The following is a 17,027-nucleotide window of genomic DNA, read 5'->3' as shown; positions in this document are numbered from 1 at the left end:
GAATATGGAGATTCATAATGTCTGATACTATAAAAAAGCCGACTCACTATCGTTTGGTTTCCGTTATGAGGGCAATTGGACCTTATTTACGCGAATCACAGTGTGAAGAAGGGGCTTATTTGTTTGATTGCTTGTCTGTTTGTGTAGACGATAAAAAGTCACCAGAGAAAAGAGAGTTTTGGGGGTGGTGGTTAGAGCTCAATCTACAAGATGGTGTATTCCAAGCACGCTATCGCACTGGGCTTTATGATGTGACTGGAGATTGGCAAGAAAAGAGCATACCGAAAAAAGTGGTTGAGGACGTCAACCGTACTCAAGTGGCGTTTCATGACAAGCTCGTTGAAACCTTGAAAAGTCAATTTGCACTAGAGGTTCAAATGCACGAAGAATCTGTCGAATTCGTCTGATTTTCATCGTTTACCCTCTACCAACAACAAAAAGGCGCGTTTTCGCGCCTTTTCTACTTGTGAATTTACCATTTGATTGCTAAAACATCAGGTCTAAGCAATCTTCAGCGTCTTGTTGTGACTGCGTCGATTGTGACGGTTTGTATTTATTTCATAGTAGAAAGGCAATGAATCAAGAAAGCGGAAAAGTACTACAGCCACAGACTGTGGTAGTGAAACTAGGTACTAGTGTATTAACTGGTGGAACGCTGGCGTTAGACCGAGCTCATATGGTTGAGTTGGTTCGTCAATGCGCTGAGCTAAAAAAACAAGGCCACTCAGTGGTGATGGTTTCGTCTGGCGCCATCGCGGCTGGTCGAGAGCACCTAGGTTACCCCGCATTGCCCAACTCTATGGCCAGCAAGCAACTGTTAGCGGCCGTTGGTCAAAGCCAATTGATTCAAACGTGGGAATCATTGTTTGCTATCTACGGTTTGAAAATTGGTCAGATGTTGCTGACGCGGGCAGATTTAGAAGATCGCGAGCGCTTCTTAAATGCTCGTGACACCATCAACGCACTGGTTGAAAACGATATTATTCCCGTTGTTAACGAAAACGATGCCGTTGCGACCAGCGAAATCAAAGTTGGTGACAATGATAACTTATCGGCATTGGTTGGCATTTTGTGTGGTGCCGACAAGCTATTGCTGCTGACCGATCAAAAAGGATTGTTTACTGCAGACCCTCGTAAAGACCCTAACGCTGAGTTAATCAAAGAAGTGAAAACCATTGATGATACACTGCGTAAAATTGCTGGTGGTAGTGGCACAACGCTTGGCACTGGCGGTATGGCGACTAAGTTACAAGCCGCTGATATCGCACGACGAGCTGGTATTGAAGTTATTATCGCCGCAGGTAGCGCTCCAAATGTTGTTTTTGACTCGTTGAGTGATGAGCCACAAGGGACCCGTTTCCTTCCGTGTGAAGAAGCGCTCGAAAACCGCAAACGTTGGATCTTGGCAGGCCCTGCAGCATCAGGCGACATCGTTATTGATGATGGCGCGGTTAATGCGGTGGTAGAGAAAGGAAGCAGCTTGCTTGCCAAAGGCTTGACGGGTGTGAGTGGTGAATTCGCGCGAGGTGATGTTGTCCGTGTCACTGACGCTCAAGGCAAGCTAGTTGCACGTGGTATCGCCAGCTACTCAAGCCAAGATATGGCTAAAATCGTCGGCAAACACAGCAAAGATATTATCGGTATTTTAGGTTACGACTACGGCAGTGAAGTGCTTCATCGTGACGACATGGTCGTAATCCAAGAATAAGGAAAGAATTGTGGAACTGATTTCTATGGGCCAAGCTGCAAAAGAAGCAGCGTTTCAACTGGCGACAGCATCAACGGCACAAAAAAACAAAGCACTCGCTATTATCGCCGATGAGCTAGAAGCCAATGCAAAGGTTATTCTTGCCGCGAATGCGAAAGACATTGAAAAAGGGCGTGAAGCAGGGCTGACAGAGGCACTATTGGATCGCCTTCTGCTTAACGAAGAGCGCTTATCTGGCATTGCGAATGATGTGCGCAATGTCATCAGCCTTAATGATCCGGTTGGTAGCGAGTTAGACAGCAAAGTACTTGAAAACGGTATGTCCCTTTCTCGTCGCCGTGTACCACTTGGCGTCGTCGGGGTTATTTACGAAGCGCGTCCAAATGTCACCATCGATATCGCAGCCTTGTGCTTAAAAACGGGTAACGCGAGTATTCTACGCGGTGGTAAAGAGACGTTCTTTTCTAACATGGAGTTGGTTAAGGTCATTCAATCTGCATTGGCAAAAGCGGGTCTACCTGCGGCGTCGGTTCAGTACATTGAAAAGCCTGATCGTGAACTGGTTTCGCAGCTTCTAAAACTCGATGAATACGTGGATATGATTATTCCACGCGGCGGAGCTGGCTTGCACAAAATGTGTAAAGAGAACAGCACGATTCCGGTCATCATTGGTGGTTTTGGTATCAGCCACATTTTTGTTGACGAAAGTGCCGATCTTGAAAAATCGCTGAATGTGGTTGAGAACTCGAAAGTGCAACGCCCATCAGCTTGCAACTCACTAGACACGCTACTAGTGCATGAAAAGATTGCGGCGGATTTCTTACCAATGCTTGCAGAGCGTCTGGCGGACAAAGTTGCTTTAGTTGCAGAGCCAAAAGCGAAAGCCTTGTTATCAAGTGCGCAAGACTTACGTGATGCGGGTGAGGGTGATTTTGACACCGAATGGTTGAGCTACACGCTAGGTGTTAAAGTGGTTGCCGATGTCAAAGAAGCTATCGATCACATGCGTGTTCACAACGCGAGCCACTCGGATGCGATCATGACAAATAGTTTAGAGAACTCGGAATTGTTCATCAATTCAGTGGGGTCTGCGGCGGTTTATGTTAACGCATCAACACGCTTTACGGACGGTGCACAGTTTGGTTTAGGTGCAGAAGTGGCGGTCTCTACGCAGAAATTGCACGCTCGCGGCCCTATGGGCTTGGAAGAGCTGACAAGCTACAAATGGGTCGGTAAAGCGAACTACTTGCCGCGTAGTTAACAAAACAACCTAAAGATTGATTGAAAAAGGGGCTATCTAGCCCCTTTTGCTTTTCTTGTGATCCGCAAATCCGCTACACTGTCGAACACTTATATGGAGGTGATATGCATTGTCCTTTTTGTTCTGAAAACGATACTAAGGTAATCGATTCCCGATTGGTGGCTGACGGTCATCAAGTTCGTCGTCGCAGGCAGTGCCTCGCGTGTAGTGAGCGATTTACGACATTTGAAACCGCAGAGTTGGTCATGCCCCGAGTTATTAAGTCGAATGGCAACCGTGAACCATTCAACGAAGATAAAATGGTGGGCGGACTTCAACGAGCGCTAGAGAAAAGGCCAGTCAGTGCGGATGCGGTCGATGTATCAATCAGTTTGATTAAGTCGCAGCTTCGAGCGACGGGTGAACGAGAAGTACCGAGCGAAATGATTGGTAACTTAGTGATGGACCAGCTTAAAGAGTTGGACAAAGTCGCATACATCCGTTTTGCTTCGGTTTACCGTAGTTTTGAAGATATTCGTGAATTTGGCGAAGAAATTGCCAGACTGGAAGACTAACTGCAGGTGTAAAGGAATGCCTCAATTCACTGAAACCGATTTCAACATGATGTCGCGGGCTATATCGCTAGCAAAAGGCGGCATCTATACCACTGCGCCCAATCCGAACGTCGGCTGCGTGATCACGCAAAATGGTGACATTGTCGGAGAGGGCTTTCACTACCGAGCGGGTGAGCCTCATGCCGAAGTTCATGCCTTGCGAATGGCAGGGGACAAGTCGGTGGGAGCCACTGCGTACGTGACTCTAGAACCTTGTTCTCATTACGGGCGAACGCCGCCATGTGCTGAAGGGCTGATCAAAGCAAAAGTTGCCAAGGTGATATGCGCAATGCAAGACCCGAACCCTCAAGTCGCTGGTCGCGGTATTCAAATGCTACGTGACGCTGGGATAGAGGTGGAAGTGGGCTTGTTAGAGCAAGACGCTATCGCTCTCAATCCGTCCTTCATCAAACGAATGCAAACGGGCTTGCCTTTTGTACAGCTAAAAATGGCGGCGAGTTTGGATGGACAAACGGCATTAGCCAACGGTAAGAGTCAGTGGATTACATCAGAAGCCGCGCGTCGAGATGTACAAAGATATCGAGCTCAAAGTGGTGCGATCCTCTCAACCAGCAAAACCGTCATTGAAGACAATGCTTCTCTTAACGTCCGCTGGAACGACTTACCCGAGTCAGTAAAAGCTCAATACTCCGAATCTCAATTGCGTCAGCCAGTTCGTGTCATTCTAGATCGCCAGAACCAACTCACCTCCGAACTTAAGTTGTTTCAAGCTGGGGGAGAGACGTTAATTGTTGGGCCTGAAGGCGACGTTGAAATGACCCTCAATACGGATCAGCAAATCTCACTTCAAGATACGTTTGCTACATTGGCAAGCGCGCACAATATCAATCATATCTGGGTCGAGGCTGGTGCAACCTTAGCAAGCAGTTTGCTCCAGCAAGATTTAGTCGATGAACTCGTCATTTACTTAGCCCCTAAAATCATGGGTAGCGATGGTCGTGGCTTGTTAGGAGCGCTAGGATTAGAGTCAATGAGCGACGTCATTGAGCTTGATATCAAAGATGTAAGACAGGTGGGTAAAGATATCCGCATTGTTACCACCATATTAAAGAAAGAAAATTAAGCATGTTTACAGGTATTGTTGAAGCAGTCGGCACTCTCACTGCAATTACGCCTAAAGGCGAAGATATTAGCGTTACGGTCAATGCCGGTAAGCTAGACATGGCGGATGTCAAATTAGGCGATAGCATTGCGACCAATGGTGTTTGCCTGACGGTTGTGGCATTTAGCGAAAATAGCTATACCGCTGACTTATCGTTTGAAACGCTGCAGAAAACTGGTTTTGCAGATTACCAAGCGGGTGACAAGGTCAACTTAGAAAAAGCCATGTTGCCCACAACGCGCTTTGGCGGCCACATTGTCTCAGGGCACGTGGATGGCGTAGGTGAAATCGTAGAACGTAATATGGTTGGTCGCGCGATCGAGTTTTGGGTGGCGATGCCGCAAGAAATCGCCAAATACGTCGCAGAAAAAGGCTCAATTACGGTAGATGGTATCAGTCTGACGGTGAATGCATTACGTAAAAATGCCTTTAAGCTCACGATAGTACCGCACACGGGTGAAGAAACAACCATTGCTGACTTCAATGTGGGCCGAAAAGTGAACCTAGAAGTAGATGTATTAGCACGCTACATGGAGCGCCTTCTGACCAGTCAGCAAGAGCAACAACCAGAATCAAAAATCACCATGGAATTTTTACAACAGAACGGATTTGCTTAAGTTAACCTTGCGTTGTTAACTCACTCAATTAGCCGCTAGAAGCCAAGATAGGAATGCAAAATGCCAATTAGTACCCCGCAAGAGATTATTGAAGATATTCGCCTAGGTAAAATGGTTATCCTAATGGATGATGAAGACCGCGAAAACGAAGGTGATTTGATCATGGCGGCAGAGCACGTGACGCCAGAAGCGATCAACTTTATGGCAACTCACGGCCGCGGTTTGATTTGTTTGACGATGACGAAAGAGCGTTGTGAGCGTCTTGGCTTACCTCCGATGGTGCAAGACAATAACGCCCAATATACAACCAACTTTACCGTGTCTATTGAAGCTGCAGAGGGAGTCACAACTGGTATTTCTGCGGCAGACCGTGCGCGCACGGTACAAGCGGCGGTTGCGAAAGACGCCAAAGCTGCTGACTTGGTTCAACCTGGTCATATTTTCCCACTAGCGGCTCAAGAAGGTGGCGTGCTAACCCGAGCTGGGCATACTGAAGCTGGCTGTGATCTCGCTCGTCTTGCCGGTCTAGAGCCTGCTGGCGTGATCGTCGAAATCCTTAATGACGATGGCACCATGGCGCGTCGCCCAGATTTGGAAATCTTCGCTGAGAAGCACGGCATCAAGTTAGGCACCATCGCAGACCTTATTGAGTATCGCAATAACACCGAAACGACCATCGAACGCGTCGCGGAGTGTAAGCTTCCAACCGAATTTGGCGATTTTAATTTGGTGACATTCCGTGACACGATTGATAACCAAATTCACTACGCACTGTGCAAAGGTGACTTGACCAGTGATGCTCCGTTAGTACGTGTTCACTTACAAGATACCTTCACAGACTTACTTCATAGTGATCGCAATGCTGAGCGTAGTTGGACACTCGATGCTGCAATGAAGCGAATTGGGAAAGATGGCGGGGTATTGGTTATCTTAGGCAACGAAGAATCGACGGACTTGCTGATCCACCGTGTGAAAATGTTCGAAGCGCAAGACAAGGGCGAAGCTCCAACGTTGGCTAAGAAGCAAGGTACATCACGCCGTGTTGGGGTGGGCTCTCAGATCCTTGCTGACCTTGGCGTCCATGATATGCGTTTGTTGTCGTCGGCAAGCAAGAAGTATCACGCCCTAGGCGGCTTCGGTCTTAATGTGGTTGAGTACGTTTGTGAGTAATCGCTAACACGCACTTTGATGAAGAGGGCAAATGTTTCAGCATTTGCCCTCTTTGTTTTCAATCTGTTGTGAACAAGGCGGGTAATGCTAAATTTCCATTAGATATTGCTCACAGATTTGTGCTAGAATCCGGCGATTCTCACTTGATGAACATAGTTAAAGGAAGGCTTATGAAAGTGATCGAGGGTGGCTTCCCAGCGCCAAACGCAAAAATTGCTATCGTTATTTCTCGTTTCAACAGTTTTATTAACGAAAGTCTATTGTCTGGTGCAATCGATACTTTAAAACGTCATGGCCAAGTTAGCGAAGACAACATTACTGTTGTTCGTTGTCCTGGCGCTGTAGAGCTTCCTCTTGTTGCTCAACGCGTAGCAAAAACAGGCAAGTACGATGCGATCGTATCTTTAGGTACTGTTATTCGTGGCGGCACTCCACATTTCGACTATGTTTGTAGTGAATGTAACAAAGGTCTTGCGCAAGTTTCTCTGGAATACAGCCTTCCAGTTGCATTCGGCGTACTGACGGTTGATACAATTGACCAAGCAATCGAGCGCGCAGGAACCAAGGCTGGTAATAAAGGTGCAGAGGCTGCACTAAGCGCACTTGAGATGATTAACGTTCTTTCTGAAATTGATTCCTAATGGGGGCCAGTGTGAAACCAGCCGCACGTCGTAATGCACGTCGATTTGCTCTACAAGCAATCTACTCTTGGCAAATTACTAAAGAAAATGTTGCTACGATTGAGGAGCAGTTTTTGTCAGGTGGCAAGTATGATGAAGAAGAACATCATGCCTCAGAACCTGCACTTTCTACTCCAGACACAGACGTTGCATACTTCCGTGACCTACTAACAGGTGTTGTGCTAAGTCACACAGAGCTTGATAGCAAGATTCGTCCGTATACAGCGCGTCCAATGCAAGATTTGGATATGATGGAGTTAGCATTGCTTCGTCTAGCGATGTACGAAATGACACGTCGTGAAGATGTGCCTTACAAAGTGGTGATCAACGAAGCGATTGAACTTGCAAAAGTGTTCGCTGCAGAAGAGAGCCACAAGTTCGTGAATGGTGTACTTGATAAGGCAGCACCACACGTTCGTAAGAAGTAATCGAATACAGAATATAAAAAGGTCAGCATCTGCTGACCTTTTTTATAGGTATAAAGACACCCAAAACGAAAACAAGAACGCTATGTCAGGTGAATTTAATCTCATTGAAAAATACTTCGTCGGCCGTCAAAAGCAGCGTAACGATGTTTTGCTCGCCGCTGGTGATGATTGTGCCTTAGTTCAAGTGCCTCAAGGTTTGTCAGTGGCCATCAGCACAGATACCTTAGTCGCGGGAACACACTTTTTGGCAGACGCCGATCCCGCTTTGGTAGCGCATAAAGCGTTGGCTTCTAATATTAGCGATTTGGCTGCGATGGGGGCGACCCCAGCCTGGGTTTCGTTCGCATTAACCATGCCTGAGCCCGATGAGGCATGGCTTGCCCCATTTTGTGAGTCGTTTTTTTCACTCGCTGACTACTTTGGTATCCAGTTGATTGGCGGCGACACAACGAAAGGCCCACTTAGCTTGACCTTAACGGTTCAAGGGCTAGTGAATCCTGAAAAAGCGTTGCGTCGCAACGGTGCTAGGGTTGGCGACCGTATCTATGTCACGGGGAATCTTGGCGACAGCAAAGCCGGACTGGATGTGATCTTGTCTGCTCAGCAGGAAGATAAACCTTATGCATCTGAGTTAGAGCAGCGACATTACCTATCGTCTCCAAGGGTGCTAGTTGGTCAAGCTCTATTAGGGCTGGCAAGCTCAGCCATCGATATTTCGGATGGCTTAATATCCGATTTAAAACACATTTTAAAACGTTCTAATGTTGGCGCGAGTATTGACGTATCAACGCTTCCTGTTTCTAATGAGCTGGTTCAGTTTTTGGGAAGTGCTGAACAGGCGCAGCAGTATGCGTTGTCGAGTGGCGAAGAATACGAACTGTGTTTTACCGTCCCTGAGCAAAACCTAGGTGCTATTGAGAGTGCACTCGCGCATTGCGGTACTCAGATTACCTGTATTGGTCAAATTCGCCCAGAAGGTATGTTTGATATTCACTCTCAAGGTAAAGCGCTCGATTGGACGCTTTCAGGTTACGATCATTTCAACTAGTTAAGCAGTATTATGGCAAACCCTTTATCTCTTATTTCTCTGAAAAATCCGTGGCATTTATTGGCGACAGGGTTTGGCAGTGGCTTATCCCCAATCATACCTGGCACTATGGGAACGTTAGCCGCGATCCCCTTTTATTTACTGCTAGTGCAACTGCCTTTACCCCTTTACCTTGTCGTTGTTGCGGCCGCTTGCGTAGTTGGCGTTAAGATTTGTCAGGTCACCTCCGACGATATGCGGGTTCATGATCACGGCTCGATTGTTTGGGATGAGTTTGCTGGTTTTTGGATTACGATGCTGGTTGTGCCACTGTTTAACCTCTCGGCGACAGACTGGAAATGGTTATTAACCGGATTTGTGTTGTTCCGTTTCTTCGACATGGTGAAGCCTTGGCCAATTGGTTGGCTCGATAAACGAGTCCACGGCGGGCTAGGGATTATGCTCGATGATATCGTTGCTGGGGTGATGGCAGGCTTTGCCCTTTACGCTGTAGGCAAGTACGCAGGTTGGTTAGGGTAAGCAAGAGGTTACCTGCTCTAACGAAAAAGGGTGGGCATCATAACCAACCCTTTCAATCAACTATCTATTTTAGTTTGTCCAGATCCGCCTCGATCTCAGCGATCTTACTTGAAACCACCTTCTCTAGATGACGCAAGTCAGACAAGATTTTCTCTTTTACATCCAACTCTGCAGACGTTTCTGGCTTGGTGATTTTATTCAGTTCATCGATAACCAAGGTTAAGTTGCGGTTGATTTCTGTCACTTCTTTGTATTTGTGACTGCCGCTGTCAACCAAGACATTTTTCACCTGTCTCGGGTATTTAAACTTAACGCTTTTCGCAAACAGCTCTCCTTTTTGCTTACGAAAATAGATTTTCAACACATCCTTATGCGCTTCTTGACGGAGTGAATAGCGCTCAATCTGTTTAGGTTCGTGAATCCCTAAACCAGTGAGGTGTGGAAACATAGGCTACCTCTTTATTTGTGTGTTATACCAATCAAGACAATACGCAATAAAGCGTTTGGTCGGGCTTGGATTATTTACTGAACACTAAATAATGTAGCAGCCTATTCACGTTGTAGATAGTTGATTTTTCGAACAGTGTAACAACTTGTGGTCAAGATCGCTTAAGGTGCTAATTCTGCCACATTGCTCACTAATAGCTCCCTTAATTGGTTTTCTTCTTGATTGGTTAATTTTCCACCATTTTCACTCGTTATAATGAATAAATCTTCTGCGCGTTCACCTATGGTCGTGATCTTGGCAGCGTGTAAGTGAACATGAAGGTCAGCGAAGGTTGCACCGACGGTAGCCAATAAGCCTGGAGTATCCAATGCAACAAACTCCATTAAGGTACGCTTTTTACTTTTCGTTGGCAGAAAATCGACCTGAGTTTTGACGGTAAAGTGCTGCAAATTACGAGGGACGCGGCGAGTTTTGATTTTGGTGGGGCGTCCATCTTGCAAAACGTGAGTGAGGTGTTTAATGACCGCTTTATGGCGACTCTCGTCGACGACTTCGCCATGTTGATCCAACACCATGAAAGTATCGAGAACATAACCGTCTTTGCTGGTCATAACTTGCGCATCGTGAACGTTAAAGTTACGTCTATCCAACTCAGCGACCACAGTAGCAAACAGCGCATGTTGGTCTTTGCTGTAGACGAACACTTCGGTGCCACCACGGGTCGCTTTCTTAGAAATCAGGATGAGAGGCTGAGAGTGATCTTCGTGGCGAAGAAGATGCATACAGTGCCATGCGATCTGTTTGTGTGTGTGTCGTAGGAAGTAGTCCGCTTTGAAGCGTTGCCATAGCACTTCGATTTCACGTGCGTTGAACCCCTCTTTGCGCAGTAGAGCGGAAGCCAATTGTTGGTTGTGACGAATACGCTCACGCACATCCACTGGGTTCTCTAGCCCGCGGCGCAGCGCTCGTTGGGTCGAGTAGAAAAGTTCTGCCAATAACGTGCGTTTCCAACTGTTCCATAACTCTGGGTTGGTGGCACAAATATCGGCGACAGTAAGACAGACGAGGTACTCTAGATACTCTTCATCGCGAACCTGTTTGGCAAACTCTGTGATTACCTCTGGGTCGTAGATATCGCGTCTTTGCGCTGTGACGGACATTAACAAGTGATGACGTACTAGCCATGCCACAAGCTTAGCTTCAGGTTTAGAAAGCCCGTGCTCAATGCAGAAGTCATAAGCTTCCCCTTCACCAATCACAGAGTGATCACCCCCACGTCCTTTACCGATATCATGGAAAATAGCGGCAATGATCAGCAATTCTTTCTTTTGAATTCTCGGGTAGACTTCACAGCAGATCGGATGCTTATCGTGATTTTTCGCGTAGCTAAAGGTGTTGATATGTTTGAGTAAGCGAATACTGTGTTCATCAACCGTGTATACATGAAAGAGGTCAAACTGCATCTGGCCGACAATTTGGCTCCACTGTGGCAAGTAAGCAGCAAGAACCCCCAACTTATGCATCAAACTGAAAGCTTTGTGCAGAGCATTTGGGTGGCGGCACAGCTCTAAAAACTTTTCGCGAGCTTCGGGAATCGTATGTAGGAACTTGTTCAAACGACGCCTTGCGGTTCGAAGTTGGCGCATGGTTGGAGGCGCAACCCCTTCAATGGTTGAATCGTTGGCGATATGTAAGAACATGTCGAGAATCGTTTCAGGGCGAGCTTGGAATAGGGCAGGCTTACGCGCTTCAATCAAGTGACCTCGGCGTTGAAAATCGTCACTTAGCACTTCTGGCTCAGCTTCGACACCGTTCTCCAAGATGGCTTGATCGAACAGTTTGAGAAGCATTTTGTTTAACTCCGCGACACGGCGTAGCGTTCGGTAGAACTCTTTCATCATCATCTCGACGCCACGGTTGCCTTCGCCGCTAAAGCCTAAGCTTTCAGCCACCTGAGCCTGATGAGCGAAGGTTAGGCGGTTGTCGTAACGTTTGAGTTCGATATGCAGAGCAAAACGCACGCGCCACAAGAAATCTTGGCATTCAACCAACTCTCGGTATTCTGCATCGGTTAAAAAGCCGTAACGACTCATCTCAAGCAGTGACGTTGCGCCGAAATGTCGACGGGCAATCCAGCTTAAGGTATGAATATCACGCAGCCCCCCTGGTGTGGATTTGATATCGGGTTCTAGGTTGTAGGTGGTGTCGTGATAGCGAGCATGACGATCTTTCTGCTCTTTAATCTTCGCTTTGTAGAAGACTTCACTTGGCCAAAACGATTCCGAGTGAATCACCATTTTTAGCTGGTGAAAGGTATCTTCGCAGCCACAAAGTAAACGAGACTCTTGTAAGTTCGTGGCAACAGTTAAATCTTCCCGGCCGATAGTCGCACACTCTTCTACGCTGCGAACCGCATGACCCACTTCCAATCTAAGATCCCAAAGCAACGTAATAAACTCACTGACTTTGGACGCAAGAGATTCTGGCAATGTTTTGCGCGACACAACCAAAATATCAATATCGGAAAGAGGATGAAGCTCTCCTCGACCATATCCCCCGACGGCGACCAAACTGATGTTAGGCAGCTCAGAAAAACCAAAATTTTGCCATAAGCGGTTGAGTAGCAGATCAATGTATTCAGCTCGCCCTAACACTAGATCGGTAACCGGGTGATGAGTTAAAAATTCCGTTTTTTGGTAGTCGGAAAATTTTTCTAATTGGGCTTTGAGTTCACTGATGGTGATTTGCTGATCATCAAACGTCAGCGGGGATTGAAAAGGCATACAGCAAGTCCGTGCAAAATAGTCCTATCGACCAATTTAACAGAAGGGTAGATAAAAAAATATCCCCGACTGAGCGGGGATATTAAGTGTATTGGCTTCAATTAAGCGTTGTTCATCATACGCGGGATGGTGTCGTCGCTACGCAGCGTGAGCACCTCGCAGCCAGTACTGGTCACCAAAATGGTGTGTTCGTACTGAGCAGACTTCTTACCGTCACCGGTGTACACCGTCCAGTCATCTTCCGCATCAACCGTCACACCAAATTTGCCAGCGTTAATCATTGGCTCGATCGTGAAGCACATGCCTTCTTTCAGCACGCGACGATCATTGTTTTTGTAGTGGACAATTTGCGGTTCTTCATGGAACTCGTTACCAATGCCGTGGCCACAGAAATCTTTCACGATAGAAAACTTATTACGTGGGTTCTTCTTGTTGTTCTCTTTGATGTACTTCTCGATAGCGGTACCAATGTCGCCCACCGTTGCGCCCGGCTTCACTTTACGCATACCGACGTAGAGTGCTTCTTGAGTCACCATGCAAAGGCGTTTGTCCGCAGGAGAAACATCGCCAACGAAGAACATTTTAGACGTGTCACCGTGGTAACCATCTGGACGAACGCTAAGATCTGCGCCTTCTTCATTTGGGATAATCACTGTGATATCGACGTTGATAATGTCACCGTTTTTAAGTACCGCTGGCTTTAATTGGCCGTTGCTGCCCACTTCATCTTGAGATGCCGGGATACCATGACACACAATGTGGTTGATGGATGTACAAATAGACTTAGGAAACCCATGGTAATCAAGAGGTGCAGAATACGCGCCTTTTTCAATCCCATAATTGTGACAGATTTGGTTTAATTCATCTGTCGTTACCCCTTCTTTAATATGAGGTTCAATCATCTCTAGGATTTCAGCGGCCAACGCGCCCGCTAGTCGCATACGTTCGATTTCTTCAGCTGTTTTAATCTTGATTGACATCGGCTTTCTCTATTTACTTCGCTAGCACCAGATGGTGCGAATGGGCGCATTCTATCAGGAACAGTTGAGAATGTGTATTACTGGCAATTCCCTATTATTCGAGTGGTTGTACGCGGTTTATCAATGATTGGATGACTTTTGCACATTACGTGTTGGTTTTTTTTACTAGCCAGATAGAGCAAAAATATGGTATAAAGCGCGCCGGAAATGTGGTCAGTTCTCTTCACTTCTCATTGATGAAGCGGCGATGCTGGTCAGTTCCATATATACTTTTATCTTTAAATCACACACATTCCGACACATATTCCGGGGTGCTGGGCAGAAGCCTAGTCGGAGTTATGGGGAATGTGGAGGCCTAACCCCATAGAGGATTTTAAAATGGCAACTGTATCAATGCGCGATATGCTGAAAGCTGGTGTTCACTTCGGTCACCAAACTCGTTACTGGAACCCAAAAATGAAGCCATTCATCTTTGGTGCTCGTAACCGCGTTCACATCATCAACCTAGAAAAAACTGTACCAATGTTCAACGACGCTCTAGCTGAACTAGCTAAAGTTGGCGAGAAGAAAGGTAAAGTTCTATTCGTAGGTACTAAGCGCGCTGCATCTGAAGCTGTTAAAGAAGCTGCTATCGCAAGCAACCAGTACTACGTAAACAACCGCTGGTTAGGCGGTATGCTTACAAACTACAAAACTGTTCGTCAGTCAATCAAGCGTCTAAAAGATCTTGAAGCTCAGTCTCAAGACGGTACTTTTGACAAACTAACTAAGAAAGAAGCTCTAATGCGTACTCGTGAAATGGAGAAGCTAGAGAAATCTCTTGGTGGTATCAAAGACATGGGCGGCCTACCAGACGCTCTATTCGTAATCGACGCTGACCACGAGCACATTGCGATTAAAGAAGCAAACAACCTAGGTATTCCAGTTTACGCTGTAGTAGATACTAACTCTAACCCAGACGGCGTTGACTACATCATCCCAGGTAACGACGACGCAATCCGCGCAGTACAACTATACCTAAACGCTGCGGCAGCTTCAGTAACTGAAGGCCGTAACAAAGACGTAGCTGTTGTTGCTGAAAAAGACGGTTTCGTAGAAGCTGAATAATAGCGGCTCCTAGTCACACTTAGACTATGTGCAACCTTGTTGTAGCATATACTGAGTTATAGTTATCAACAGGGGCCGAAAATGTAGGCCCCTGTTTTTTACCAAATCCAGAATCAACTGAGGAATAGAGAATGGCTGTTACTGCTGCTCTAGTTAAAGAACTGCGCGAACGTACTGGCGCAGGTATGATGGAATGTAAGAAAGCGCTTGTTGAAGCAAACGCTGACATCGAACTAGCAATCGAAAACATGCGTAAATCAGGTGCTGCAAAAGCTGCTAAGAAAGCAGGTAACGTAGCGGCTGAAGGCGCAATCATCATTAAAGAAGAAAACGGCGTTGCTGTTCTTCTTGAAGTTAACTGCCAAACTGACTTCGTTGCTAAAGATGGTAACTTCACTGCATTTGCTGAAGAAGTTGCAGCTGACGCTCTAGCTTCTAAAGCTTCTGTTGAAGAACTACAAGCTAAGTTCGAAGAAACTCGTGTAGCTCTAGTAGCGAAAATCGGCGAAAACATCAACATCCGTCGCGTTCAATACGTTGAAGGTGCAGCAATCGCTTCTTACCGTCACGGCGAGAAGATCGGTGTAGTTGTTGCTGGTGAAGGCGATGCAGAAACTCTTAAGCACGTAGCAATGCACGTTGCTGCTTCTAAGCCAGAGTACGTTAACCCAGAAGACGTACCAGCTGACGTTGTTGCTAAAGAGAAAGAAGTTCAAGTTGAAATCGCTATGAACGAAGGCAAGCCTGCAGAGATCGCAGAGAAGATGGTTGTTGGCCGCATGAAGAAATTCACAGGCGAAATCTCTCTAACTGGTCAAGCGTTTATCATGGAGCCTAAGAAATCTGTTGGCGAAATGCTGAAAGAAAAAGGTGCTTCAGTTTCTACATTCGTTCGCCTAGAAGTTGGTGAAGGTATCGAGAAAGCTGAAGAAATGAGCTTCGCTGAAGAAGTAGCTGCAGCTCAAAAAGGTTAATCCTTAGAGAAGCGCACAAAATTTAGACCGTAGCCAAGGCTGCGGTCTTTTTATGACTAGGGATGTAAACGATTAGCCGTGATGAATACAGACTGCTCAGTCTGTATTCATGACTGTTAATCAATAACTCTCTTTTTGGAAGGTAAACTCCATGACAACTAACCCTAAACCAGCGTATCAACGTATTCTGTTAAAACTGAGTGGTGAAGCTCTTCAAGGTGAAGACGGCTTTGGCATCGATCCTGCGGTACTTGACCGTATGGCACAAGAAGTAAAAGAGCTGGTTGAGCTTGGTGTTCAAGTTGGTGTGGTTATCGGTGGTGGTAACCTTTTCCGTGGTGCAGGTCTTGCTGAAGCGGGCATGAACCGCGTAGTCGGCGACCATATGGGTATGCTAGCAACAGTAATGAACGGCCTAGCGATGCGTGATGCTCTGCACCGTGCTTACGTGAACGCTCGCGTAATGTCTGCTATTCCTCTAAAGGGTGTATGTGACGATTATAATTGGGCAGATGCGATTCGCGAACTACGCCAAGGCCGTGTGGTAATCTTCTCTGCGGGTACAGGTAACCCATTCTTTACAACCGATTCTGCGGCATGTTTACGCGGTATCGAAATTGAAGCCGACGTAGTTCTAAAAGCAACAAAAGTAGATGGCGTATTTACGGCTGACCCAGTAGCAAACCCAGACGCAGAGCTGTATGATAAGCTTTCATTTAACGCAGTTCTTGAAAAAGAATTGAAAGTAATGGATTTGGCAGCATTCACATTGGCTCGTGACCACAAAATGCCAATTCGCGTATTCAATATGAATAAACCAGGCGCACTACGTCGCGTGGTTATGGGTGAAGCAGAAGGCACGCTAATCAGCGACGCAGAGTAATTCCAATCACCGTAGCACGATATGTGCTACGGTATTGCCTTTTGAAGACTCCCGCTTAGGCTTTCTTCGAGAAAGATTTACACATTAAGGTGATATTGTGATTAACGAAATCAAACAAGACGCTCAAGAGCGCATGGAAAAAAGCGTAGAAGCGCTAAAGAATAACCTGTCTAAAGTTCGTACAGGTCGTGCACACCCAAGTCTATTGGCTGGTATTTCAGTTGAGTACTACGGTGCACCAACTCCTCTAAATCAAGTTGCTAACGTAGTAGCAGAAGACGCACGTACACTAGCAATCACAGTATTCGATAAAGAGCTGACTCAGAAAGTTGAGAAAGCGATCATGATGTCTGACCTAGGTCTAAACCCTATGTCTGCGGGTACTATTATTCGCGTTCCACTTCCACCGCTAACAGAAGAGCGTCGTAAAGACCTTGTTAAGATTGTTCGTGGCGAAGCAGAAGGTGGTCGTGTTGCTATTCGTAACATCCGTCGTGACGCAAATGGCGAGCTAAAAGCACTGCTAAAAGACAAAGAAATCTCTGAAGATGAAGATCGTAAAGGTCAAGAAGAGATCCAAAAGCTAACGGATGCAGCTGTTAAGCAAGTCGACGAAGTGCTAGCAGCAAAAGAAAAAGAGTTGATGGAAGTCTAATTCCTCTACAAACTCTCCTTCTAAAGAGCGCTGTGCTCGCAGCACAGCGT

Annotated in this window: 18 protein-coding genes; 15 read left to right on the top strand and 3 right to left on the bottom strand. The window is 46.5% G+C overall.

The annotated features are described in order from the left end of the window. Positions 1–17 precede the first annotated feature (17 nt). The 11 genes from crl to pgpA all read left to right on the top strand — a co-directional run bounded on the left by crl (position 18) and on the right by pgpA (position 9,147). Positions 18–407: a sigma factor-binding protein Crl gene (gene crl, locus OH458_RS03290; protein ID WP_038190735.1), complete on the top strand. Its 390-nt coding sequence runs from the start codon at positions 18–20 to the stop codon at positions 405–407. Between the two features lie 167 nt (positions 408–574). After that, positions 575–1,708 carry a glutamate 5-kinase gene (proB, locus tag OH458_RS03285; RefSeq protein WP_038139580.1) on the top strand — a complete coding sequence of 378 codons (1,134 nt, stop codon included), beginning with the start codon at positions 575–577 and terminating at the stop codon, positions 1,706–1,708. 10 nt (positions 1,709–1,718) lie between these two features. Next, the gene (locus tag OH458_RS03280; protein ID WP_269977250.1) at positions 1,719–2,969 is read left to right on the top strand and encodes a glutamate-5-semialdehyde dehydrogenase; all 1,251 of its coding nucleotides are present in this window, start codon (positions 1,719–1,721) and stop codon (positions 2,967–2,969) included. A 104-nt stretch (positions 2,970–3,073) separates the two neighbouring features. Then, entirely contained in the window at positions 3,074–3,523 is a 450-nt protein-coding gene (gene nrdR, locus OH458_RS03275; protein WP_038139576.1) for a transcriptional regulator NrdR, read from the top strand. 16 nt (positions 3,524–3,539) lie between these two features. Then, the gene (ribD, locus tag OH458_RS03270; protein WP_269977249.1) at positions 3,540–4,646 is read left to right on the top strand and encodes a bifunctional diaminohydroxyphosphoribosylaminopyrimidine deaminase/5-amino-6-(5-phosphoribosylamino)uracil reductase RibD; all 1,107 of its coding nucleotides are present in this window, start codon (positions 3,540–3,542) and stop codon (positions 4,644–4,646) included. 2 nt (positions 4,647–4,648) lie between these two features. Continuing rightward, positions 4,649–5,302, top strand: a complete 654-nt coding sequence (locus OH458_RS03265) for a riboflavin synthase (protein ID WP_269977248.1) — start codon at positions 4,649–4,651, stop codon at positions 5,300–5,302. Positions 5,303–5,362: 60 nt separating this feature from the next. Further along, positions 5,363–6,472: a bifunctional 3,4-dihydroxy-2-butanone-4-phosphate synthase/GTP cyclohydrolase II gene (gene ribBA / locus OH458_RS03260; RefSeq protein WP_269977247.1), complete on the top strand. Its 1,110-nt coding sequence runs from the start codon at positions 5,363–5,365 to the stop codon at positions 6,470–6,472. A gap of 170 nt (positions 6,473–6,642) precedes the next feature. Further along, on the top strand, positions 6,643–7,113 hold the full coding sequence (ribH, locus tag OH458_RS03255) for a 6,7-dimethyl-8-ribityllumazine synthase (protein ID WP_005440184.1): 471 nt from the start codon (positions 6,643–6,645) through the stop codon (positions 7,111–7,113). Continuing rightward, positions 7,113–7,580: a transcription antitermination factor NusB gene (nusB, locus tag OH458_RS03250; RefSeq protein WP_005473507.1), complete on the top strand. Its 468-nt coding sequence runs from the start codon at positions 7,113–7,115 to the stop codon at positions 7,578–7,580. Before ribH ends, nusB begins: the two co-directional genes overlap by 1 nt. A gap of 82 nt (positions 7,581–7,662) precedes the next feature. Beyond that, entirely contained in the window at positions 7,663–8,628 is a 966-nt protein-coding gene (gene thiL / locus OH458_RS03245; protein ID WP_269977246.1) for a thiamine-phosphate kinase, read from the top strand. Between the two features lie 12 nt (positions 8,629–8,640). After that, the gene (pgpA, locus tag OH458_RS03240; RefSeq protein ID WP_039483442.1) at positions 8,641–9,147 is read left to right on the top strand and encodes a phosphatidylglycerophosphatase A; all 507 of its coding nucleotides are present in this window, start codon (positions 8,641–8,643) and stop codon (positions 9,145–9,147) included. 64 nt (positions 9,148–9,211) lie between these two features. Here pgpA and OH458_RS03235 read toward each other — a convergent pair whose 3' ends face one another. The 3 genes from OH458_RS03235 to map all read right to left on the bottom strand — a co-directional run bounded on the left by OH458_RS03235 (position 9,212) and on the right by map (position 13,358). Then, positions 9,212–9,595 (bottom strand): DUF3461 family protein, encoded by a 384-nt coding sequence (locus OH458_RS03235; protein WP_005473565.1) that lies wholly within the window; start codon positions 9,593–9,595, stop codon positions 9,212–9,214. A gap of 161 nt (positions 9,596–9,756) precedes the next feature. Next, positions 9,757–12,378, bottom strand: a complete 2,622-nt coding sequence (gene glnD, locus OH458_RS03230) for a bifunctional uridylyltransferase/uridylyl-removing protein GlnD (RefSeq protein ID WP_269977245.1) — start codon at positions 12,376–12,378, stop codon at positions 9,757–9,759. A 101-nt stretch (positions 12,379–12,479) separates the two neighbouring features. Further along, complete coding sequence (gene map, locus OH458_RS03225) at positions 12,480–13,358, bottom strand: type I methionyl aminopeptidase (protein ID WP_269977244.1); 879 nt, start codon at positions 13,356–13,358, stop codon at positions 12,480–12,482. A gap of 378 nt (positions 13,359–13,736) precedes the next feature. On the opposite strand from map, the gene rpsB reads away from it, so the two are divergent. The 4 genes from rpsB to frr all read left to right on the top strand — a co-directional run bounded on the left by rpsB (position 13,737) and on the right by frr (position 16,977). Then, positions 13,737–14,465, top strand: coding sequence for a 30S ribosomal protein S2 (rpsB, locus tag OH458_RS03220; RefSeq protein WP_269977243.1), 729 nt, complete (start codon positions 13,737–13,739; stop codon positions 14,463–14,465). Positions 14,466–14,596: 131 nt separating this feature from the next. Then, positions 14,597–15,439, top strand: a complete 843-nt coding sequence (tsf, locus tag OH458_RS03215) for a translation elongation factor Ts (protein WP_269977242.1) — start codon at positions 14,597–14,599, stop codon at positions 15,437–15,439. 151 nt (positions 15,440–15,590) lie between these two features. Further along, entirely contained in the window at positions 15,591–16,322 is a 732-nt protein-coding gene (pyrH, locus tag OH458_RS03210) for a UMP kinase (RefSeq protein ID WP_038139540.1), read from the top strand. A gap of 97 nt (positions 16,323–16,419) precedes the next feature. Next, entirely contained in the window at positions 16,420–16,977 is a 558-nt protein-coding gene (frr, locus tag OH458_RS03205; RefSeq protein WP_038139537.1) for a ribosome recycling factor, read from the top strand. The last annotated feature ends 50 nt before the right edge of the window (positions 16,978–17,027 follow it).

This window comes from Vibrio sp. MarTm2, from assembly GCF_027587055.1.
Taxonomy (GTDB): domain Bacteria; phylum Pseudomonadota; class Gammaproteobacteria; order Enterobacterales; family Vibrionaceae; genus Vibrio; species Vibrio sinaloensis_D.
This window is presented reverse-complemented; position numbering and strand designations above follow the sequence as displayed.

Coding starts and splice junctions, on each gene's coding strand:
- pgpA (WP_039483442.1), top strand. CDS start 8,641: ATGGCAAACCCTTTATCTCTTATTTCTCTGAAAAATCCGTGGCATTTA.
- proB (WP_038139580.1), top strand. CDS start 575: ATGAATCAAGAAAGCGGAAAAGTACTACAGCCACAGACTGTGGTAGTG.
- map (WP_269977244.1), bottom strand. CDS start 13,358: ATGTCAATCAAGATTAAAACAGCTGAAGAAATCGAACGTATGCGACTA.
- OH458_RS03235 (WP_005473565.1), bottom strand. CDS start 9,595: ATGTTTCCACACCTCACTGGTTTAGGGATTCACGAACCTAAACAGATT.
- pyrH (WP_038139540.1), top strand. CDS start 15,591: ATGACAACTAACCCTAAACCAGCGTATCAACGTATTCTGTTAAAACTG.
- OH458_RS03265 (WP_269977248.1), top strand. CDS start 4,649: ATGTTTACAGGTATTGTTGAAGCAGTCGGCACTCTCACTGCAATTACG.
- rpsB (WP_269977243.1), top strand. CDS start 13,737: ATGGCAACTGTATCAATGCGCGATATGCTGAAAGCTGGTGTTCACTTC.
- crl (WP_038190735.1), top strand. CDS start 18: ATGTCTGATACTATAAAAAAGCCGACTCACTATCGTTTGGTTTCCGTT.
- thiL (WP_269977246.1), top strand. CDS start 7,663: ATGTCAGGTGAATTTAATCTCATTGAAAAATACTTCGTCGGCCGTCAA.
- ribD (WP_269977249.1), top strand. CDS start 3,540: ATGCCTCAATTCACTGAAACCGATTTCAACATGATGTCGCGGGCTATA.
- ribBA (WP_269977247.1), top strand. CDS start 5,363: ATGCCAATTAGTACCCCGCAAGAGATTATTGAAGATATTCGCCTAGGT.
- nrdR (WP_038139576.1), top strand. CDS start 3,074: ATGCATTGTCCTTTTTGTTCTGAAAACGATACTAAGGTAATCGATTCC.
- glnD (WP_269977245.1), bottom strand. CDS start 12,378: ATGCCTTTTCAATCCCCGCTGACGTTTGATGATCAGCAAATCACCATC.
- nusB (WP_005473507.1), top strand. CDS start 7,113: ATGGGGGCCAGTGTGAAACCAGCCGCACGTCGTAATGCACGTCGATTT.
- tsf (WP_269977242.1), top strand. CDS start 14,597: ATGGCTGTTACTGCTGCTCTAGTTAAAGAACTGCGCGAACGTACTGGC.
- ribH (WP_005440184.1), top strand. CDS start 6,643: ATGAAAGTGATCGAGGGTGGCTTCCCAGCGCCAAACGCAAAAATTGCT.